General features: G+C 59.8%; 16 protein-coding genes. 3 read left to right on the top strand and 13 right to left on the bottom strand.

All coding sequences use genetic code 11. The annotated features are described in order from the left end of the window. Window positions 1-80: 80 nt before the first annotated feature. The 6 genes from purH to htpX all read right to left on the bottom strand — a co-directional run bounded on the left by purH (window position 81) and on the right by htpX (window position 6,849). On the bottom strand, window positions 81-1,670 hold the full coding sequence (purH, locus tag DXH95_RS14495) for a bifunctional phosphoribosylaminoimidazolecarboxamide formyltransferase/IMP cyclohydrolase (protein WP_115550276.1): 1,590 nt from the start codon (window positions 1,668-1,670) through the stop codon (window positions 81-83). A gap of 5 nt (window positions 1,671-1,675) precedes the next feature. Further along, window positions 1,676-3,400, bottom strand: coding sequence for a heparinase II/III family protein (locus tag DXH95_RS14490; RefSeq protein WP_115550275.1), 1,725 nt, complete (start codon window positions 3,398-3,400; stop codon window positions 1,676-1,678). After that, window positions 3,400-4,059, bottom strand: a complete 660-nt coding sequence (gene rpe / locus DXH95_RS14485; RefSeq protein WP_115550274.1) for a ribulose-phosphate 3-epimerase — start codon at window positions 4,057-4,059, stop codon at window positions 3,400-3,402. The genes DXH95_RS14490 and rpe overlap by 1 nt, the downstream gene beginning before the upstream one ends. 71 nt (window positions 4,060-4,130) lie before the next feature. Next, a complete protein-coding gene (locus tag DXH95_RS14480; RefSeq protein WP_115550273.1) occupies window positions 4,131-4,655 on the bottom strand; it encodes a GNAT family N-acetyltransferase in 525 nt (174 codons plus the stop codon). 9 nt (window positions 4,656-4,664) lie between these two features. Further along, window positions 4,665-5,939 (bottom strand): RsmB/NOP family class I SAM-dependent RNA methyltransferase, encoded by a 1,275-nt coding sequence (locus DXH95_RS14475; RefSeq protein WP_115550272.1) that lies wholly within the window; start codon window positions 5,937-5,939, stop codon window positions 4,665-4,667. Between the two features lie 46 nt (window positions 5,940-5,985). After that, window positions 5,986-6,849 (bottom strand): zinc metalloprotease HtpX, encoded by an 864-nt coding sequence (gene htpX / locus DXH95_RS14470; RefSeq protein ID WP_115550271.1) that lies wholly within the window; start codon window positions 6,847-6,849, stop codon window positions 5,986-5,988. 75 nt (window positions 6,850-6,924) lie between these two features. Here htpX and DXH95_RS14465 point away from each other — a divergent pair, with 75 nt between their 5' ends. Continuing rightward, window positions 6,925-7,089: a DUF1674 domain-containing protein gene (locus DXH95_RS14465; protein WP_115550270.1), complete on the top strand. Its 165-nt coding sequence runs from the start codon at window positions 6,925-6,927 to the stop codon at window positions 7,087-7,089. Window positions 7,090-7,169: 80 nt separating this feature from the next. Then, a complete protein-coding gene (locus DXH95_RS14460; RefSeq protein ID WP_115550269.1) occupies window positions 7,170-8,861 on the top strand; it encodes a class I adenylate-forming enzyme family protein in 1,692 nt (563 codons plus the stop codon). Window positions 8,862-8,873: 12 nt separating this feature from the next. Here DXH95_RS14460 and DXH95_RS14455 read toward each other — a convergent pair whose 3' ends face one another. The 4 genes from DXH95_RS14455 to DXH95_RS14445 all read right to left on the bottom strand — a co-directional run bounded on the left by DXH95_RS14455 (window position 8,874) and on the right by DXH95_RS14445 (window position 15,612). Beyond that, entirely contained in the window at window positions 8,874-12,188 is a 3,315-nt protein-coding gene (locus DXH95_RS14455; protein WP_115550268.1) for an error-prone DNA polymerase, read from the bottom strand. After that, window positions 12,185-13,756 carry a Y-family DNA polymerase gene (locus DXH95_RS14450; protein ID WP_115550267.1) on the bottom strand — a complete coding sequence of 524 codons (1,572 nt, stop codon included), beginning with the start codon at window positions 13,754-13,756 and terminating at the stop codon, window positions 12,185-12,187. Before DXH95_RS14450 ends, DXH95_RS14455 begins: the two co-directional genes overlap by 4 nt. After that, complete coding sequence (locus DXH95_RS16015) at window positions 13,641-14,462, bottom strand: ImuA family protein (RefSeq protein ID WP_147291754.1); 822 nt, start codon at window positions 14,460-14,462, stop codon at window positions 13,641-13,643. Before DXH95_RS16015 ends, DXH95_RS14450 begins: the two co-directional genes overlap by 116 nt. 100 nt (window positions 14,463-14,562) lie before the next feature. Then, the gene (locus tag DXH95_RS14445) at window positions 14,563-15,612 is read right to left on the bottom strand and encodes a glycosyltransferase family 4 protein (RefSeq protein ID WP_115550266.1); all 1,050 of its coding nucleotides are present in this window, start codon (window positions 15,610-15,612) and stop codon (window positions 14,563-14,565) included. A 23-nt stretch (window positions 15,613-15,635) separates the two neighbouring features. On the opposite strand from DXH95_RS14445, the gene DXH95_RS14440 reads away from it, so the two are divergent. Next, the gene (locus DXH95_RS14440) at window positions 15,636-16,328 is read left to right on the top strand and encodes a hypothetical protein (protein ID WP_115550265.1); all 693 of its coding nucleotides are present in this window, start codon (window positions 15,636-15,638) and stop codon (window positions 16,326-16,328) included. Here the strand turns inward: DXH95_RS14440 and DXH95_RS14435 are convergent. From DXH95_RS14435 to DXH95_RS14425, 3 genes are read right to left on the bottom strand one after another with little or no spacing between them, the layout of a single operon-like run. Beyond that, window positions 16,250-17,248, bottom strand: a complete 999-nt coding sequence (locus DXH95_RS14435; protein WP_181883703.1) for a lysylphosphatidylglycerol synthase domain-containing protein — start codon at window positions 17,246-17,248, stop codon at window positions 16,250-16,252. The two genes, DXH95_RS14440 and DXH95_RS14435, sit on opposite strands and share 79 nt — an antisense overlap. Before the next feature lie 27 nt (window positions 17,249-17,275). Then, window positions 17,276-18,940 (bottom strand): ArnT family glycosyltransferase, encoded by a 1,665-nt coding sequence (locus tag DXH95_RS14430; RefSeq protein ID WP_115550263.1) that lies wholly within the window; start codon window positions 18,938-18,940, stop codon window positions 17,276-17,278. Beyond that, window positions 18,933-19,955: a glycosyltransferase family 2 protein gene (locus DXH95_RS14425; protein WP_115550262.1), complete on the bottom strand. Its 1,023-nt coding sequence runs from the start codon at window positions 19,953-19,955 to the stop codon at window positions 18,933-18,935. Before DXH95_RS14425 ends, DXH95_RS14430 begins: the two co-directional genes overlap by 8 nt. Window positions 19,956-20,194: the final 239 nt, after the last annotated feature.

Below are 20,194 nucleotides of genomic sequence, written 5' to 3'. Positions count from 1 at the left end.
TATCCCCTCACCTAGCTGCGACTAGCAAGCAAGCTTGCAAGTCTGCGCAACCCTCTCCCAATGAGAGAGGGGAGACAGCCTCAATGCCTGAAATGCCGCATCCCGGTGAAGACCATCGCCAGCCCTGCTTCGTCAGCTGCGGCGATGACTTCTTCGTCGCGCATCGAGCCACCCGGCTGGATAACCGCTGTGGCCCCTGCTTCCGCCGCTGCCAAAAGGCCGTCGGCAAAGGGGAAGAAAGCGTCGGATGCGACCGCCGAACCAATGGTCCGCGGCTGTGCCCAGCCGTAGGTCTCAGCAGCTTCCTGCGCCTTAATCGCGGCGATACGCGCGCTGTCGCGGCGGTTCATCTGCCCGGCGCCAATCCCTGCCGTCGCACCATCCTTGGCATAAACGATCGCGTTTGATTTCACATGCTTAGCAACCGTCCAGGCAAAGCGGCAGTCGGCGAGTTCCTGTGCTGTTGGCGCCCGCTTGGTCACCACCTTGAAATCGCTATCGGGCACGAAGCCATTGTCGCGTGATTGCACCAGCAAGCCGCCGGTAATCGGTTTCACCATCAGGCCGCCACGTTTCGGATCGGGAAGGTCGCCGGTCAGTAGCAGGCGCAAATTCTTCTTCTTTGCGAATACGGCCTTTGCCGCATCGTCAGCAGCAGGAGCGGCGACGACCTCAGTGAAGATCTCGGTAATTGCCTCTGCCGTCGCACCATCGAGAGGCCGGTTGACCGCAACAATCCCGCCAAAGGCGGAAACACTGTCGCATTCGAGCGCAGCGCGATAGGCCTCAATCAGCGTATCACCAGTGGCAACGCCGCACGGATTGGCATGCTTGACGATAACAACCGTCGGCGGCCCGTCGCGAAACTCGCTGACCAGCTCGAGCGCGGCGTCGGCATCGTTATAATTGTTATAGGAAAGTTCCTTGCCCTGGATTTGCTCCGCCTGCGCGATCCCCGACCCGTGCGGACCTACTGGGACATACAGCGCCGCGCGTTGGTGCGGGTTCTCGCCGTAACGCAGCTCTTCGGCACGATTGCCGTTGATCGCAAGCATGTCGGGGAAGAATTGCTGCTGATCGGCAAAGGCGAACCACTGGCTGATCATGCTGTCATAGGCAGCGGTCGCCGAATAGGCCTTCGCCGCACATTTGCGGCGGAAATCATAGCTGGTCTTGCCGCCCGATTCCTCCATTTCGGCGATCAGATCGTCATAATCGGCGGGGTCGGTGACAATCGTGACATAAGCGTGGTTCTTCGCCGCACTGCGCACCATCGACGGGCCGCCAATATCGATATTCTCGATAATCTCGTCACGGCTCGCACCTTTGGCGACTGTCTGCGCAAAGGGGTAGAGGTTGACCACGACCAGGTCGATCGCACCGATGCCATGTTCCTTCATCGCGGCGGCATGCTCGGCATTGTCGCGGACCGCAAGCAGCCCGCCATGCACCTTGGGGTGCAGCGTCTTGACGCGGCCATCCATCATTTCGGGAAAGCCTGTCAGCTCGCTAATGTCCTTCACCTTCAAACCGGCATCGCGCAGCGTCTTTGCTGTGCCGCCGGTCGACACCAGCTCGACATCGCGCTTGGCAAGTGCATGGCCCAATTCAACCAGCCCGCTTTTGTCCGACACCGAAAGCAGTGCCCGTTTGATCTTCACATCGCTCATTTTGTTTATCCCAGAAACTTGAGGGCCCAGCCAATGGTCATGCCGCCCTTTGGCGCATTGACGCCAATCACGAGCTGGCGGGTGGGATTTGGCCGGCCATTTTCATCCACCCAGATACTGTCATCGACCTCAATCGTGCCTAGCGTCGTCACAAAGGACCAGCTGCTGCCATCATCGAGCCGCATCACAACGCTGCGCCTATCTTCGGCAAGCAACAATTCAATGTCAGGCCCGAGATGAAAGCGCAGATGCGCGCCTACCTCTTCGCGCCCCTTATGCTTCTCATGCGGCAGCAGCGTATCTTCGCCGCGCAGCTCGAGCCCGTCGGAGCGCAGGATGAGCACACGGTTATGCACAAAACCATAGGCTTTCGAATAGCCATCATGATTGGCCTCAATCCGCGTCGCCTTGTCAATGTCGCGACGCTCGAGACCAACCTCAATCACTCCTCGCCCCAATTGCCCATTTGCAAGCAAGGCGGTCGAATTGCTGTCATCGACACATAGTGTCGAGTGCGCTGCGGTGGTGCGCAAACCGCGCGACAATGAGGCGGGAATATTGGCACCGACAAGCCCTGCACCGCCGCAATTGACGATGACACGCTGCTTGCCGAAACTGAGCTCGAACGCCAAAGTCGAAGCACAGCCGACCAGTGCTTGCTTGGCATGCGGCGGCGGTCCGGCATCGACGAGCAACACCGAAGGTCCAGCACTGACCCGCTGATACCCCCAGTCGAGCGCCTGTCGCAGTGGGCGTGCGCGCACACAGCTGGCCTTTACCAAAGCCTCGATCCGCTCTGCCCCGATATGTCCGCAACCCTGCCAAGCGCCCAGCCCGCCATCGGCGTGCGTCAGCCCCAATAGAGCCGGAACATTGCGACTAAGCGTATCGGTGAGGAAATCGGGAACAGCCTCGTGCCGGGCGATATAAGATTGCCGCAGCATCGACAGCAACGCGATCAGTTCCATCAGTTGCTGCGGCGCGCGCGACAATAGGCCACCATCAGGGTAAACCAGTTCGCGGAGCGCCACTTCAAGGCTGTGTTCGCCCATCGCCCGGCGCGCCTTGCCCTCGGGTAGCAAGAGCGACGCGGCCACAACCCCGGCCCAGCCGCACACCTTGTCAAACGGCTTGGTCGCGCGGACCGCTGACTGGTCAAGATGCCGGGCGGTGCGCGCAAAATGGTTCAGGATCTTCGAGCGGTAGATCAAATCCGTGCTTGAAAGCAGATAGGGTGCGGCGCTCGCCATGTTGAGGAAACGCCAGGCGCTATTGTCGATCCGCCACGCGGGCATGCGCGGGCGGTCTCCATTGGCAGCCAGCCATTTTTCGGCAATCGACGCGGCCAGTGGTGCGCCTTCGCCGCGATTGACTGCCGCTGTCAGATCGCGCAGCCAGTCGAAACGGTGGACATAATCGGCAAAGGCCGGTGGAAGGGTCGGCTTGTCATAATCGATCGCATCGATCGACTGCTCCATTCCCATGAAGTGGAATTTGCCAATCCTGATGGCCGTGCCGCGCCCTTCGTCTCCAGGAAGCGGATCAGCAGGCACTGCGAGCAACTTCATTGGCAGCTTGCCGGTGATCCGCATCTTGTGGAGTGGGGTCCGCCAGCTGAGCTGGTAGAGCATCAGCGAAACGCGGGCAGTGAGATTTTCCAACCTGCCTGCCGGGCGCACCACAAGCGCGTTGCCGCCTGCTGTATCGTCCGGAAGGTCAGCTTCGGCCATTACCCCCTCAAGGCCGCAATATTGGCGGCATAGGCGCTTGGCCCGCCCTTGAAGGTCGCAGTGCCGGCGACCAGCGTATCCGCCCCAGCCGATATCGCGAGCGGTGCGGTTTCAACGGTGATGCCGCCGTCAACCTCAAGCCGGATATCCTTGCCGGTCTTTTCAATCATCTTTCGGATCGCTTCAATCTTGCGCAGCTGGCTTGAAATAAAGCTTTGCCCGCCAAAGCCCGGATTGACGCTCATCACCAGCACAAGGTCAATATCCTCGATCAGATAATCGAGCATCTTCGCAGGCGTGTGCGGGTTGAGCACAATGCCCGCCTGCTTGCCGAGTGATTTGATCAACTGCACCGTTCGGTGGGGGTGCGGTCCGGCCTCCGGATGGAAGGAGATAATGTCCGCGCCTGCGTCTGCGAAATCTTTCACAAACTGGTCGACCGGCGAGATCATCAGATGGACATCGAATGGCTTCGCGCTATGCGGGCGTAGCGCCTTCACGACGGCGGGGCCGATGGTGATATTGGGGACGAAATGGCCGTCCATCACGTCGACATGGATCCAGTCGCAACCGGCCTCGTCGATGGCGCGCACCTCTTCACCCAGACGCGCGAAATCGGCGGAGAGGATCGAAGGCGCAATACGGATAGGAGCGTTCATGGCTGGCGCTTAGCGATACTGCGCCGCAGGGGCAAGGCAAGCACCCCTTCATGCACAACTAATCCACCGCTTTATCCACCACGTTGTCGCGAAAACAGCTCAATGCGACCCATCGGTTCGTCGGTGACCTCCAGAAAGCGGAAACCCAGCTTTTCCGCAACCCGTCTCGAAGCCTGATTTCCGGGATCAATGATGCAGCGGATATCGGGGGCCTTAAGTTCTTCGTCGGCCCATGCAAGCGCCGCCGCCATCGCTTCGGTGGCAAGCCCCTGGCCCCATGCTTCAGGAATGAACGCCCAGCCGGCTTCGGGCACACCCTCCAACCCCGCTACCCCGCGTTCAAACCATGAGAGCCCGCCATTGCCGAGAAATTTTCCGCTCGCCCGATCGAGGAATGACCAATAGCCATAGCCCATAAACTGCCACAGCGCGGCGGCGGCCAGGAACTTGCCCCAGCTTTCTGTGCGGGTGCGCGGTTTGCCACCGATAAACTCGGTCATCGCCGGATCGGCCCATGCGGCGGCATAGGCTTCCCAATGGTCGAGGCTTATGGGCGCGAGGATTAAACGGTCGGTGGTGAGGGTAGGCGCTCGCATCGCCCAACCTTATTGCGCGCGTATGAAGGAGGCAATGAAGAAGCCGTCGAGCCCGCCCTTGTCGGCGAGCATGCCGGGCAGCGTGCGGATATAGCCGTCTGTCGGCGTGATGCCTTCGGGTAGAAGGGCGGTGTCGATTTTTGCTTTGGCAAAATGGCTGTGCCGCGCGAGGAAGGCGTCGGCCTGCTGCTCGCCTTCTTCGGGTTCGAGCGAACAGGTCGCATAGACCAATGTGCCGCCGGGTTTGATCATGGCCGCCGCCTTATCAAGCATCGCAGCTTGCAGTTCTACCAGTTCGGCAATCTGCTTCGGACCAATCCGGTGGAGCACATCGGGATGGCGGCGGAAGGTACCTGTCGCGGTGCAGGGCGCGTCGAGCAGCACAGCGTCGAATGGCGCCTCGGGCTCCCAAGTCAGTACATCGCCAATGTTGGATTTCGCCGTCAGCCCGGTGCGCTCCAGATTGGCCGACAGCCGCTCCATCCGCTTCGCCGACTTGTCGAGCGCGGTTACATTCCAACCCTGGCTGGCCAACTGCATCGTCTTGCCACCCGGGGCAGCGCACAGATCAACTATCGTTCGATGGTTGCCTTGCCCCAGCAAACGCGCCGGTAGACTAGACGCCAGATCCTGCACCCACCATGCGCCATCGGCATAGCCGGGCAGCATCTCGATCGCCGAACCACGCGCCAGCCGGATATGGCCCGGTGCGAGGCTGGTACCTTCGAGTTCTTCAGCCCATTTGCCGGTCTGCGACGGATCAGCCAGAACCAGATCCAGCGCAGGCGGCTCGGCCAAGGCAATACGCGCCGCCTCGACCATCTCCGCGCCCCATACCGCTTTCCATCGATCGGCCACCGGATGGGTCAGGCTGGGGGCGTCGGCCAGCTTGGGTTGCAGTCGCCAAAGAGAGCCCAAGACACCATGCACCAACCGTCTTGGTCCTTTGTCGAGCAGCGGCAGGGCGGTCGAGATCGCAGCGTGCGGCGGCGTACCCAGCCGAAGCATCTGCGCTAGCGCCATCCGCAGCACCATCCGCGCCTTGGCATCCTCCGCCAATGGCAGGCGGGTCTGGCTGTCGATCAGCAGATCGAGGTCTGGGAGCCAGCGCAGCACTTCCTGCGCAATCGCAATCGCCAGCGCCCGGTCCGAAGGCTCCAGTCCTTTGGCCATGGCACTCGCTGCCTGATCAAGTGGTTGGCCGGTGCGCAGGCAGGTGTCGAGCATCCGCAACGCAGTGCGGCGCGCTGCAAGGCCGGTGGCGGTGGTTGGGCGGGTGTTCATCGCCGGGCTTTAGGCGCGTGGCGGGGCGACTACAATCCGCTTGTGATCAGCCGCGGCTCAAGGGATCGAGCGCGCTGCGGCGGGGGCCCGAACCCATTTGCTCCGCCAAAGCCTCCAGCTCGGCAATCCGGTTCTCGGTTGCCGGATGGGTCGAGAACATCTCGGATATGTGCGTCGGTACGATGTAAAGCTGCGCTGCCGAAGGGTTGCGCTCGCTCACCGGATTGGGGATCGCCTGTGCCGCACCCGATATTTTGGCAAGGGCGGCAGCAAGCGCAAGCGGCTTACCTGACATCTCGGCGCCTGTGCGGTCAGCACCATATTCGCGCGTGCGGCTGATCGCCAATTGCACGATCATCGCGGCAAAGGGGGCAATCAGCACAGCGAGCAAGGTCGCCAAACCGTTTCGCTCGCTATCACGAAAGAACAGCCCGAAATTGGCAAGCATCGACAGTGCGCCGGCAATCGTCGCTACCATCGTCATGATGAGTGTGTCACGGTTTTTCACATGCGCCAGCTCGTGCGCCATCACGCCTTCCACCTCGTCGCGGCTAAGCATCGACAGCAGGCCAGTGGTTGCAGCCACCGCGGCATTTTCCGGATTGCGCCCGGTTGCAAAGGCATTGGGATTGGGGTTGTCCACAATATAGACGCGCGGCATCGGCATATTGGCGCGGCGTGCGAGATTGGCGACCAGCCCGTAGAAGTTGGGTTCGCTCTGCGCATCAACCTCACGCGCATTGTGCATTTTGAGGACGATCTTGTCGGCATTCCAATAGGTGAACAGGTTCATCCCCGCCGCGACCAGCAGCGAAATAACCGCGCCACCCGAGCCACCCAGCGTATAGCCAAGCGCCATGAACAGCGCCGTCAGCGCCGCGAGCAACATTGTTGTCTTGAGCATATTCATCTTGATATCCTCCGTATGAGGCCCAATGTGGGGGGACGTTGTTCTGCTTTCAAGAATGTCTTCAGGAGCCTCCCCATGGGCAAGCGCCCGCCGCATGTGAAACCACCAGCCTATCTGTCGAAAAGCCCGCCTGTGCCCGAACCCAAAGCGGTGGAGCACAAGCCGCTCCCCGACGAGGATCGCCCTGACCCGGTGCGCTATGGCGATTGGGAGTTGAAAGGCATCGCCGTCGACTTCTGATTAATCACCTGATTAAATCGGGGCTTGCGCTCGGCGCGTTCGCCTTTATGCCCTCCCTTGAGAAGAATGTGAGGAGAGGCATGTATTATTCCGAGCTGCGCCAGGTGCGCGATGAGTTGACGGGCCCCGGTGGCCCGTTTGAAATCGTCGAAGCCGATATTCTAGGCAACCGCATCCGCACTTACAAAAATGCTCCGCCTAGCGTCCGCGAGGTATGGCTGTCGACGGTGGTGTTCGCCGAACGCCCCTACCTCATCTACCAAGATGAGCGGATGACCTATGCCGAGGCGCACGCGCAGGTGAATGCCGTGGCGGCGTGGATGGCCGAACAGGGGGTGCAGCCGGGTGATCGCGTGGCGATCGCGATGCGCAACTATCCCGAATGGATGCTGATTTACTGGGCTTGCGTCGCAAGCGGCGTCACCGCCGTCGGCATGAACGCCTGGTGGACGACCGAGGAAATGGCCTTTGCACTCAAGGATTCAGAACCCAAGATCCTGTTCCTGGATGCCGAACGACTGACGCGCTTTCGCGAAAAGCCGGAACTCGCCGGAAGCGTGAAACTGGTCGGCGTGCGGCTCGATAAGACGGAACCGGATATCACGCCCTGGTCCGAAGTGATCGCACATGGTGGCGAAATGCCCGCAGTCACGGTCGACTCCGAATCGGATGCCTGCATTTTCTATACCTCGGGCACCACCGGTTTTCCGAAAGGCGCACAACTGACGCACCGAGGCTGTGTCGCGAACCTGTTCAACATGCTCTACGCCGCCGCCTCATCCGCGCTCGCGGTTGAACGGGCGACCGGCGTCGCACCTCCGGCAACCCCGCCCGTCCCGGTGACTTTGGTGACGACCCCGCTCTTCCACGTCACGGCAAACAATTGCGCGGCCTATGGTGTCACCGCCGCCGGTGGCGCGATGGTGTTGATGTACCGCTGGGATGCGGGCGACGCGTTGAAGATCATCGAACGCGAACGGGTGACCGGGATGAGCGGCGTACCGATCATGGCGCGCGAGCTGATAACCCATCCCGATTTCCCCAATACCGACACTTCCAGCCTGCTGGCCCTGTCGGGCGGTGGGGCGCAGGTTCCGCCAGACCAGGTATTGAAAATTGACGAAGCAGTCGAAACTGCGCGACCGACCACCGGCTATGGCATGACCGAAACCTGCGGGATCATCACCTCGCTGGGTGGCGATTTCTATGTTGATCGCCCCGACAGCGCGGGTCCTGCGATGCCTGTCTATGAAGCCAAATGCGTCGACGATGACGGCAATGAAGTACCGCTCGGCCAGACGGGCGAATTGTGGGTGCGCGGTGCCGCCGTGATCAAGGGTTATATCAACCGCCCCGATGCGACTGCCGAATCGATCACCGATGGTTGGTTGCACACCGGCGACATCGCGCGGATGGACGAGGACGGCTTCATCTATATTGTCGACCGCAAGAAAGACATGGTGCTGCGCGGCGGCGAGAATGTTTATTGCGTCGAGGTTGAGGCGGCCATCTATCGTCATCCGGCTGTCGCTGAGTGCAGCGTTTTCGGCGTTCCCGATGATCGCATGGGTGAAGAAGTGGCCGCGGCCATATTCCTGAAATCGGGAGAAATGCTTGACGCCGATTCCCTGCGTGAGGAAATGGCCAAACATATAGCCAAGCACAAGCTCCCTCGCTTTGTCTGGTTTGTCGACGAGCCGCTGCCCCGCAATGCGAGCGGGAAGTTTCTGCGTCGCGAATTGCGGGATACATTCGCTGCACAAATGGGCTGAGGGCATGCGCCCTCAGTGAAAATCGCGCGACTTGGGCAATATCCGCACATTACGCGGATGCCCGGCGCTGCGCCCCGGTGCGCGGGGGGATGATGCGCGCGGCGCTTGCGGGCGGGCGACCTCGTCGGCGCGCGCCAATTGCGGATCGGCGCGGTGGCTTTCGGAGAGATGGTCAAGCCGGTCGGTACAGTCGATGATGCGGCCGGCCATCAGGTGGACGACATTTTCCTTGCTACGCTGGATGACGCCTTCGATCCGCATCAGCCGCGATGCCATCACCGCACGCCGCTGTTTCTCCATGTCGCGTGCCCAGAGCAGCGCGTTGACCACGCCGGTCTCGTCCTCGATCGTGATGAAGACGGCATTGCCCTTACCCGGCCGCTGACGGATGAGGATGATGCCTGCGCAGGCCACCTTTCGGCCATCGGGCGCGACATTGGTATCGGCGCAGCTCAGCACGCCTTCGCGCGAGAAGCGATCGCGCAGGAACTGCATCGGATGCGCCTTCAGCGACAGCCGCAGCATCTGGTAATCGGCGACCACCTCCTCCGATAGCGGCATGGCAGGCAGCTGCGCATCAGGCTCCGCACCCAGCTCCGCGGCATCGGCAAAGGCGAAGAGCGGCAGTTGGTCAGTCGGGGTCCGCCGCGCCTCCCACAGCGCATCGCGCCGACCCTTACCCAATGACCCAAAGGCATCGGCATCGGCCAGCTTGCGCAAAGCGGCAGGGGGGAGCGCGGCGCGGCGGGCCAGATCCTCGATCGAAGCAAATGGCCCGGATGTGCGTGCAGCCTCGATCGCCTCTCCCCAAGCCTGACGGAAGCCGTCGATCTGGCGGAAACCGAGGCGCAGGGCCAGCCGTTCCCCTCCTGCCATCTCAACCCCATTATCCCATCCACTCACATTCACATCGACCGGGCGCACCTCGACACCATGTTCCTGCGCATCACGCACCAGTTGCGCCGGGGCGTAAAAGCCCATGGGCTGCGAGTTCAAAAGCGCGCAGGTGAACACCGCAGGGTGGTGGCATTTGAGCCAGCTCGACACATAGGCCAGCCAGCCAAAGGCCTGCGCATGGCTTTCGGGGAAGCCATATTCGCCAAAGCCCTTGATCTGGCCGAAACAGCGCTCGGCAAAGTCGCGGGTGTAGCCGCGCGCGACCATGCCCTCGACCAGCATCTCCTCATAGCGGTGCATCGTGCCGACATTGCGGAAGGTCGCCATTGCGCGCCGCAAACCATCAGCCTGCGCCGGGGTGAAATTGGCGGCGACAATGGCAAGCTTCATCGCCTGCTCCTGAAACAGCGGCACGCCCAATGTCTTTTCAAGCACGTCGCGCAGCTCGTCCGGATCGTGCGGCGGCGCGGGGGAGGGATATTCAACTGCCTCCTCCTTGTTACGGCGGCGCAGATAAGGATGCACCATCCCGCCCTGGATCGGCCCCGGCCGCACAATCGCCACCTGAATGACAAGGTCGTACAGGCATTTGGGCTTCATCCGCGGCAGCATGTTGATCTGCGCGCGGCTTTCGACCTGGAATGTCCCGATGCTGTCGCCCTTTTGCAGCATGGCGTAGACTTCAGGGCATTCGGTAGGGATGGTCGCCAGATTATAATCGCCAAGACTGTTGGCACTCAGCAAATCAAAGCTTTTCCGGATGCAGGTCAGCATCCCCAGCGCCAACACATCGACCTTCATCAGCCCTAGAGCGTCAATATCGTCCTTGTCCCATTCGATGAAGGTGCGATCGGGCATCGCGGCGTTGTGGATCGGCACCAGTTCGTCCAGCCGTCCCTCGGTCAACACGAAACCGCCGACATGCTGTGACAGATGCCGGGGGAATTCGAGCAACTGGTCGACCAGATTTTTGAGGCGTGCGATTTCGGGATTGGTCGGATCGAACCCCGCTTCGGTCACCCGCGCCTCGGGCACATCGCCACCCCAACTGCCCCAGATGGTGCTCGCGAGCCGCGCCGTCACATCCTCGGTCAGCCCCAGCGCCTTACCCACCTCGCGGATAGTGCTACGCGGGCGGTAGTGGATCACCGTTGCGGCAATCCCCGCACGTTCGCGACCATAGCGATTATAGATATATTGCATCACCTCCTCGCGCCGCTCATGTTCGAAATCGACATCGATATCGGGCGGCTCGTTGCGTTCTTCGGAAAGGAAGCGCGTGAAGAGCAGCTTGTTCGCGACCGGATCGACCGGCGTGATGCCGAGCAGGTAGCAGACCACCGAATTGGCCGCGCTCCCCCGCCCCTGACAGAGGATCGGTGGATCAAGGCTGCGCGCATGGCGCACCACATCGTGCACGGTGAGGAAATAATAGGCATAGCCCTTGGCGCGGATCAGGCGGAATTCGTCTTCGATGGTCTTACGCCAGAGGGCGGGCAGGCCTTCGGGGAAACGCTGCTCTGCGGCCTCCATCACCATATGCTCTAGCCAGTCCTGCGGTTCCCATCGGGGCGGGACCGGCTCGTGCGGATATTCATATTTGAGGTCGTCGAGGGTGAAGGTGATGCGCGACAGCAAATCCTGCGTTGCAGCGATGGCCCCCGGATATTTGCGGAACAAGCGCGCCATTTCCTCGGGCGGTTTCAGGTGTCGCTCGGCATTGGCGAGGAGCCGTCTGCCTGCGCTTTGGATGGTTGTGCTCTCACGGATGCAGGTGACGATATCGTGGAGTGCGCGGCTGTCCGGCGTTGCGTAAAGCACGTCGTTGGTGGCGATCAGGGGGATGCCCGTTTCCCTGCCCAAATCTGCCAGCTCGGCCAGCTTGCGTGCATCGGCCCCAGCCCGCGGCATGGTGGCACCAAGCCAGACATGGGGTGCTCTCGTCTTCAACTGCCGCAGGCATTCTTCTTCGCGCCTTTGCGCCTTTGCGTGAGAATTTTTATCGAATTCACGCAAAGGCGCAGAGACACAAAGAGGAAGGGCGATAAATGCAATCTCATCTGCATATTCCAACAGATCTTCAAAATATAAAGTGCAATCCCCCTTCACCGCGCGCCGGTTGCCGAGCGTGAGCAGTCGGGTCAGCCGCCCCCAACCATGACGGGTCATTGGGTAAGCGACGATATCCGGTGTATCATCGGCAAAGACCAGTCGCGCCCCCACCACCAGCCGGAAATCGGGCATCTGTGCGCGCACCTCACGCCAAGCGACATGTGCGCGGACGACGCCGGCAACGCTGTTGCGATCGGCAATGCCGATACCGTTCATCCCCAGCAGCGCCGCGCGCCACACCATGTCCGCCGGATGCGAGGCCCCGCGCAGGAAGCTGTAATTGCTCGCAGCGACCAGTTCGGCGAAATCCACGCTCATGCAAACAGCCCATGCATATACCATTTGGGCTGCGTCTTGTCCTCATACAGGCCGTGGCGGAATAGCCAGTAACGGCGGCCGCGCGCATCCTCGATGCGGTAATAGTCGCGGGTCAGACCACCGTGTCCGGCCTGCTCACCACCCTTCTTCTTCCACCATTCACCAGCGATCCGCTCGGGCCCTTCATAAAGCCGCACCTCGTGCAATTTGCGTTTCCAGCGGAAGCGGTGCGGCGGGCCGTCTGGAACCTCGGCGACCACCTCGACCAACTGCGGCGGATCGAAGAGGAAGAGCGGACGCAGCGGCGGCTCGCCCGCGCGCGGGGTGGGCCAGCGCATGGGCGCGGGGCATTGGATAGCGGGCAGTGCGAGTTGCGCCTGTTCGGGGATATGGCTGTCGTTTGGTATCAGTCGCCGAATAGCCCCCGGGCCAAGTCGCGTGCTCAGCCGGTCGACCAGCTCGGCTAGCCGACCATCTACCTTCTCCGCTCCGTCCAGCGCAGGCTGGGTGGCAGCAAGCGGTTCCGCCAGCGGGATGTGGAGCATCAGCCGGTCATAACCAAAGCCCGGATCGAGCGGGTCGGCCAGCGACGCAATCCGTTCATCAAACAGCCGCAGCACCAACGCGGCATCGCGCGTCGGCGCGCCGGTTTCGATTGTAAGCCGCCGCTTCGCACCGTCGCTGCGATCGAGCGTCAGCCGGAAGCGGCGACCACCCAGCCCGCGCTCCTCCAGCACGCGCGCACCCTCCGCCAGCAAATCACCAAAGGCCGCCACCACTGCCCGTTCATGCGCGACCGGCTCCGCAAAGCGGCGCTCGAACCGCAAGGGGGCCTGATGGCGGAGCGGAGCGCCGGGGCGATGTTCCTCCCCCAACAGCCGTTCGAGCGCACGCACTGCCTCGATCCCGAAACGCGCCGCCAGCGCCGCCCTAGGTCGCGCCGCCACCGCCCCAACGCTTTTCAGCCCCGCGCGCACCAGCCCCAGCGTCGCTTCGTCATCAAGGCCCAGTGCGGCGACCGGCAGCGCACGGATGGCCTTGGTCTCTTCCACCACCGATAGCCGGGCATAACGGGCGAGTGCGAGCGCGGCCTCCGCCGTGGCGGCACAGGCAATGCGCGCCGTCATCCCACGCTGCTCGACATGCTCGGCGACTGCCTCGGCCAGCCCCGCCTCCCCGCCCCACAAATGCTCGCACCCGCTAATGTCGATGGCGATGGCATCAGGCGGGTGCGGCACGACATGCGGCGAGAAACGCGTGCACGAACGCGCGAGAAGATCGAGCCAATGCCGGTCCGCCGCAGCGTCGGTCTCGACCGCGATCAGGCCAGGGACGCGCACCCGCGCATCGGCAAGCGCCATTCCGGGGGCCAGCCCCAATGCTTGCCCAGCCGCATCCACCGCTGCCAGTCGCAGCGCATTTTTCTGTTTGGCGACAAAGACCAGTGCCGCGTCAGGCGGCGCGCTGGCCGAAACGCACCGGTCCGGCTCCTGCTGCCGCAGGCGATCCGCGGCGAGGTACGGAAACCAGATCGCCAGATGCCGCTTCGGTGAAGATGCGTCGGTCACGGTTCCACTCCAACTGCCAGCTGAGGCCCGATGGCCCCGAACGCTGGCGCAACAATTCGATAACGAAAACAGGCGCGCCGGGAGCGTTGGCGGGAAGCGCGCGTGAGGGCGCCGCTGCCACCTGCCAGCGCGTCTCAGCCGCACTCGGCACCGGCTCCGCCCCGCTACGCAGCAGGAAAAGCGTCGTCCCCGATTTCTCAGCGGCAAGCGCAAGGCGGCGGCTCGCGGTCAGGTCCAGCTCGGACAGGTTCCCATGCATTTCAACAACGACCGCGCCCAGTGCCCCGCTGCGCAAAGCATCGACCGCTGCCTTGAGCAGCTCTTTCGCATCAGCAATCATCGCAAACAGGCAGTCCTCGGGCCGTCCGCCAAGGTCCATCCAGCCATTGGCCTGCACCACGCCCGCCTGTCGCACCGCACGGCGCGAGCGCAGCCAGAGCGCGGTGCGACCCTCACCGTCAGCCATTGCCACCAACAGCGCGAGGGCAAAACCTGCCACCGCCGCTGCATCCTCGTCTTGCGCGGCATAAAGCTCATGCACCCGCCCATAAACCACACCCCCCGCCAGTGCGGTATCGAGCGATGCCACCCCGCAGGCCCAGCGGCGTGAACCCCGCTGCGGGCTATGAAGTGCCTGCCGCACCTCTACTCGGAACAAGCCATTGCTGCCCTTGGGGGCGCAAAGAGGAGAATCGCCGACTCGCATTTGTTCATATTATGTTCTTTGCTGCGCAGGGGTCAAGCAGAGGGCGTAAAAAACCTTGATGATATTGGCAGAGAGGCTGGATAAAGCCAGCGATCGGGCTTCAGCGATAAGCTGCCACAGTTTCGGCGGCTACGCGGTCCCAATCATATTTCCGTTGGGCAAACGCCATTGCGGCTGACGTGAAACGGGTTCGCTCATCCGCTTTCCACCCTGCAATTAATTGAATCCGCTTCGCCCAAGCTGCCGCGTCATACGCATCGGCCACAAAACCCAATTCAGGCGCAACTACTTCGGCAAGCCCGCTATGCGCGGACGCTATAACTACCCCGCCACAAGCGGCTGCTTCTGCTGCAACCAGACCAAAACCTTCGGATGTCTGGCTGGGCACCAAAACGCACATAGCTTGCGCATACTCGGCTGCCAGTTGGTCGGAACCAAGAACGCCCAGATATTCGACTTGCGGATGCTTGAGCAATTCGGCTTCTCGCTGATCCCAGATCGAGCCAGCAACGCGAATGCGCACCGAACCATCGAGTAACGGAAGGACTTGACGGACGATAAAGCCCAGCCCTTTGCTAGGGGTAATCCGCCCGGCGAACAACAACGCGCCATTGTGATCGACCGGTGCTTTGTCTGCTTTCAACGTGGTCGCCAGCGGCACTATTATTATGTCTGAATATCCGTGAGCACGCGCGAGTGAGGCGATCCATTCCGAATTCGCGACCAGCCTCGTTCGTTTCAGCAGACGTGCCCCCAGTCGGATATAGGCCTTGTACATCCGAGAAGCGATGCCTTGGCCATTGGCGAAGTTCACATCGGATCCGTGTAGCGAAATCACAATTTTGGTTTTAGGCCCCCGCAGCTTAGCAATCCAAGCCAGCGGCCAGATCGCCAGATCGCCTATGTGCGCAACTGATGCAGGTTTACGAGTAAGCAACCGGAAAGATGTGGACAACCCGAACCAAAGCATCGCTGGCATCGTCGGGACCGAACCTCCCTTACGCCCCGGCAATGCAATAACGGTCAACAAGCCCAACCGGCCAAGACGCTGTGCAAGCTCCCAACAATAAGTCTCCATTCCCCCCATGGCAGGCGGCCACTTCCGGGTGATGAACAATATTGTCCTATCGGCATACTCTTGCATCTGCATGGCGCACACCGTAACGACAGATAATGTTGAAGCAACTGGTCAAAAAAACTCCAGTCGTCCGAACGATAGCCAGGGCGATTTTGAAAATGGTAGCCGCGCGAAATCAGGATAGTTTCGTTTCGGGTGACTATTGGGAAGAACGCTACAAAGCTCAGGGGAATTCCGGTGCCGGTTCCTATAATCGACTGGCATATTACAAAGCGGAAAGACTGAACGCATTTGTCACCGAAAATGCTATACAGTCAGTCATTGAGTTCGGATCCGGTGATGGTGCACAACTGCGTTTGGCCGAATATCCGAGTTATATCGGTGTAGATGTTTCAACCACCGCGATCGAACTTACAAAAAAATCCTTTGCGTCCGATCCGACAAAAACCTTCCTGCATTCGTCGCAAATGAACTCTGGGGTAACAGCAGAACTGGCCCTATCGCTGGACGTCGTTTATCATCTGATCGAAGATTCCGTATTTGATTCATATTTGAATCAGATGTTCGACGCGGCGACGCGTTTTGCAATCATATATTCGAGCGATACGAATGAACAATCAGATGCAGTGCATGTGAAGCACCGCAAGTTTACTGACTGGGTTGCGGAAAACCGGACAGACTTCAAACTGATAAATGTCGAGAAGAACCGCTATCCTTGGGACGTGGGCGATCCCGACAATACGTCTTTTGCCGATTTCTTCTTCTTCGAAAGATGCAACCAAGTATAGCCGAATATCGCAACAGCAGCATCAACACCTGCTGTCAGAACGCGATGCAATAATGAACATGCCAAAGCTGGGCCGCCCCCGATTTGTGGGGCGAGGAAACCAATCAGAATTGCCTCGCGTATGCCGATCCCGGCAGGCGCGCCAGGCACTATGAATCCGATTACCCACGCGACAACAAACAGCGCGATGATCGTTGCGGTTGGCGACGTGGCATCTATTGATGCCAAAAGTGCAGCAAAGGAAAGCCCCGATAGCGTGAAGCTGACCGCTAGGAACAGGGTGGGTGCCAGCACAACGACGATGCTGTAGCGCTTCCAGTATAAATAGGTGCCAAGCGCGAGCACGCCTGCTGCCAGCGCAGCCAGGATAGTCGTTGTGGCTTGAAATGCGTTCATTAGTCGCAGCGCTAAAAATTGCGCTGCTTCCGGATCGATCACCAACGCCGTTGCGCCCACAATGGCAGCGGCAAATAGTGCAGCTATAATCTCGACGGCGGTGGACGTCCCGGAACTTAATAGAGGCACGCCTGAATTGGCTGCAAGGGTTGCTCGTCCGAAATAGTGCGCTACGTTACCGGGAAGATATTTTCCAATCTGCGATACGAAACCGATCTGAACGCCAGTCCGTAACGATACGGGTATCGACATGCCACGAAGCACGAACGGCCATGACAATGCCGTGCTGAAATGACTCACGGCATACAGCAATATAGCTAGTACAAGCATTTTAGAGTTCGAAATGCTGACCTGAGCCAGCATGGCCCAGTTCCGGTGCGCGTAGGCGGCAACAAAGATCAGGCTCGCGGCCAGTAGCAGCGCGCCCAGCCAGTATAATGCCCGCACACCTCTTCGCGCCGGACTAGGGGTCAGGCTGTCAGGCCTTTGCAATGAAACATGATACATCGCTGGGGATTTGGTCATTGTCGAATGTTGCGGGGCCGGCATCGATCAGAAGTCCGAAAAGACACCAAAACGGCCGAGTTTTGGCTCGACAGCCGAAGGTTTGATTGCTCCACGACCAAAACGCAGCACTACATTCTTTTCTGTACGGCGTTCGACAACTTGCGGTCCCCGACCGAGCACGACTTTATCCCCCGGTTCATATTCGATGCCAGCAATGGTGATTGCACTGCCTTCGACTGTATAGATGCCGGGGATTGCGATGTTAATTGTTCGCTGACCCGCAGGCCCATCGATCTCCCGTCCGGCAAGCCAGATTGGTCCCCAATGGTGCACGTAATTATCCAGCAATATCTGTGCGTCCGCATCAAGCAGCGGCTTTTGAGCCTCAGACCCCCTAAGTGCCGCATCCAAACTATCATGGTTGGCGATGACCAGGGGAACGGTCTGCGACTGCAGAATTTCCGCAAACACCGGCTGCCCTGCATCGCGATAATTGTCCATTCCCCATCCGCTCATGAAAAAGCCCTGCTTGGGAAATGAGGATATCATCGAGCTGAAATCGATATAGGCCACCGGCTTGGGAAAAATGGCGTGCACACTATGAAGCACCCGCGCCTGCACGACCTGCATGTCTTTGGGCGTGTTCCAATATAACCATGCCCCATTACCCAAAAGCAGCAATGCCAGCGGCAAGGCGCCATAGCGACGGACAACAGGCATCAACGCTGCCGCTGCCGCTACAGTCGCCGGTGCCATGATAAAGGCATAAAAATAGGGAAAGCTGTTGCGGTAAATCGCGAGTGACAAAAGCGGCAGCCAAAAGGCAATTAGTACAACCTCCTCGATCCGGGTACGCTTTTGCAACCCGATGGCGACTGGCGCAGCCAGCAGGGTAGCAGAAAATATCAAGGCAATGAAGCCCTGCTTGATCAGAAATTGACCACGGGGAAAGAGGCCCATGGAGAACATTTTCTCGCCCGCGTTACTGACCATTTTACGGGATGCTTCAGCGTCAGCAATCGCGAGGTTGTGCGAATGCAGGCCGTAAATCACCCCGAAAAACAGCACCGCACAAACAGTTGTCGAGGCCATCCAGATCGCCGTTCGTTGCCGATCCGTACTTTCGCTCCAACGCATCAACCAGATACCTGCAAATGCAGGAGCGAAGAAAACTGCTTTGATCGTTGTGGCCCCCGCCACGGCGATCAACAAGGCGATAGCAAGACCCGAGCGCCAGCTTTGCCGAACAGTTGCAGAGCCAAGCAAGGCCGCCATGAGCAATGCAGTTACGATGGGGTCGACACGAAAACTGGCACCGTGAAGGAAAACATAACCTGCAGAGATATAAGCCAGCCCAGCAAGCATGGCTGTTTGCATGTCGGTGAAACGCCTCGCCAGACCGATTATGCACGCTCCAGTCGACAGCTCTGCTGCAAGCATGAAAACGCGCGCGGTCCGCAACTGTACAATTTCGTCCGGCAACAGCGGCAACCAAAAAAACAGCCGGGTGTGAATCGTATTAAGCGCAATTTGCAGGGTTCCATTTTCCGCAGCATGCACCTGTGAAAGGAAATAGAATTCGTCCCAATTGAATCCCTGGACGAAAATGAGGTGGAACTGCAAGGTTGCGACAAGCACTATCGCACCCGCGATCCAATGGTGGGCATCCCAACTATGCTTGGATGTCTTGGTAATGGTGGTCTCAGCCATTCGAAATCTTGCGGGCCGAAGCGTTGCGATCACTCTTTCTTGCGGCATCGCCTTCAAGAACACGGCGAACTTCGGAAAGTTCGTCTTCCAAATTCCTCATACGCTTAAGCGAAGTTTCCAGCAACTTGCGATTAGCGCCGATCAAGTCGGCGAGTACACCTAACAAGCTGGTGATTATGCCTAGAGTAACCAGCGAGCCGCCCAAAACCAGAGACTGCAAATGCCCGTTGCCGTCTCCATTAGCCCAGAACCAGAGGAAGCGCATAATTGGTAGAGCCCCGATAACGGCCATTGTCAGGCCAACACTGGCGAAGGCTCGAAGTGGATTATAGGTGGTATACGCGCGGGCAATTGTTACCAGCTGGCGCGAAATGAATTGCGGTATCGATTTGAACAGACGCGACGGGCGTTCGGTGCGGTTGGTTCCGACCGGAACGCTGACCACCTTCATCCGCTTTCGACCAGCCTGGATAAGCATGTCTGTCGTATAGCTGAATTCGGTAGTGATATTGATGCGCTGCGCTGCTTCGCGGCTGATTGCGCGAAAGCCGCTGACCGCGTCGTTAATGTCGGTTCGTGACAGAAACCGCACAACGGCCGTTCCGAGCCGTTGCAGTCGCCGCTTTATCGGGCCGAAATGCTCGTTACTGGCGACACCGCGATCACCAATCACAATGTCTGCCTTGCCGTCCAGCACAGGTTGGACCAGTGCCGGAATCGCTCCGCCATCATATTGGCCATCCGCATCAGTGTTGACGATTATATCAGCGCCTGCCGCGAGGCAGGCGTCCAAACCAGTCGTAAAAGCAGCTGCTAGTCCGCGGTTGGTTGCATGGCGAACAACGTGGTGCACACCCCAGCGGCGAGCGACTTCGGACGTACCGTCATTGCTGCCGTCATCTATAACCAGCAGTTCGACGGTATCGATGCCGGGGATCCGGCGCGGAATTGCAAGCAGGGTATTTGGCAGGCTCTCTGCTTCGTTGAAACAGGGTATCTGGATTATCAGCTTCATCAAACTTCGCCTCGCCCCCTGTTTACCGACATTATTGCGGCACCATCAATGGTTGGCATACCGCCATTGGCGATTTGCTCCTGTCAGGAACCTAAGTAGATTGTGGTTAATTTAGCGTTACTTCAGCCATGCCGTTCAGCCCGTTGGGACAAATTCGAACGGCGTGAAAGGTTAAGTTACGGACTTTGACTGCGTCGTTTTAGGCAGTCCGCCTATGGATTAGGCGGAAGGAAGAAGAC

Source organism: Sphingorhabdus pulchriflava (assembly GCF_003367235.1).
Classification (GTDB): Bacteria; Pseudomonadota; Alphaproteobacteria; order Sphingomonadales; family Sphingomonadaceae; genus Sphingorhabdus_B; species Sphingorhabdus_B pulchriflava.
The sequence above is the reverse complement of the archived record's forward strand: the minus strand, read 5'-3'. Positions and strand labels throughout refer to the sequence as shown.

Coding starts and splice junctions, on each gene's coding strand:
- DXH95_RS14480 (WP_115550273.1), bottom strand. CDS start 4,655: ATGCGAGCGCCTACCCTCACCACCGACCGTTTAATCCTCGCGCCCATA.
- rpe (WP_115550274.1), bottom strand. CDS start 4,059: ATGAACGCTCCTATCCGTATTGCGCCTTCGATCCTCTCCGCCGATTTC.
- DXH95_RS14435 (WP_181883703.1), bottom strand. CDS start 17,248: ATGACCAAATCCCCAGCGATGTATCATGTTTCATTGCAAAGGCCTGAC.
- purH (WP_115550276.1), bottom strand. CDS start 1,670: ATGAGCGATGTGAAGATCAAACGGGCACTGCTTTCGGTGTCGGACAAA.
- htpX (WP_115550271.1), bottom strand. CDS start 6,849: ATGAATATGCTCAAGACAACAATGTTGCTCGCGGCGCTGACGGCGCTG.
- DXH95_RS16015 (WP_147291754.1), bottom strand. CDS start 14,462: ATGCGAGTCGGCGATTCTCCTCTTTGCGCCCCCAAGGGCAGCAATGGC.
- DXH95_RS14460 (WP_115550269.1), top strand. CDS start 7,170: ATGTATTATTCCGAGCTGCGCCAGGTGCGCGATGAGTTGACGGGCCCC.
- DXH95_RS14425 (WP_115550262.1), bottom strand. CDS start 19,955: ATGAAGCTGATAATCCAGATACCCTGTTTCAACGAAGCAGAGAGCCTG.
- DXH95_RS14440 (WP_115550265.1), top strand. CDS start 15,636: ATGTTGAAGCAACTGGTCAAAAAAACTCCAGTCGTCCGAACGATAGCC.
- DXH95_RS14475 (WP_115550272.1), bottom strand. CDS start 5,939: ATGAACACCCGCCCAACCACCGCCACCGGCCTTGCAGCGCGCCGCACT.
- DXH95_RS14445 (WP_115550266.1), bottom strand. CDS start 15,612: ATGCAGATGCAAGAGTATGCCGATAGGACAATATTGTTCATCACCCGG.
- DXH95_RS14490 (WP_115550275.1), bottom strand. CDS start 3,400: ATGGCCGAAGCTGACCTTCCGGACGATACAGCAGGCGGCAACGCGCTT.
- DXH95_RS14455 (WP_115550268.1), bottom strand. CDS start 12,188: ATGAGCGTGGATTTCGCCGAACTGGTCGCTGCGAGCAATTACAGCTTC.
- DXH95_RS14430 (WP_115550263.1), bottom strand. CDS start 18,940: ATGGCTGAGACCACCATTACCAAGACATCCAAGCATAGTTGGGATGCC.
- DXH95_RS14465 (WP_115550270.1), top strand. CDS start 6,925: ATGGGCAAGCGCCCGCCGCATGTGAAACCACCAGCCTATCTGTCGAAA.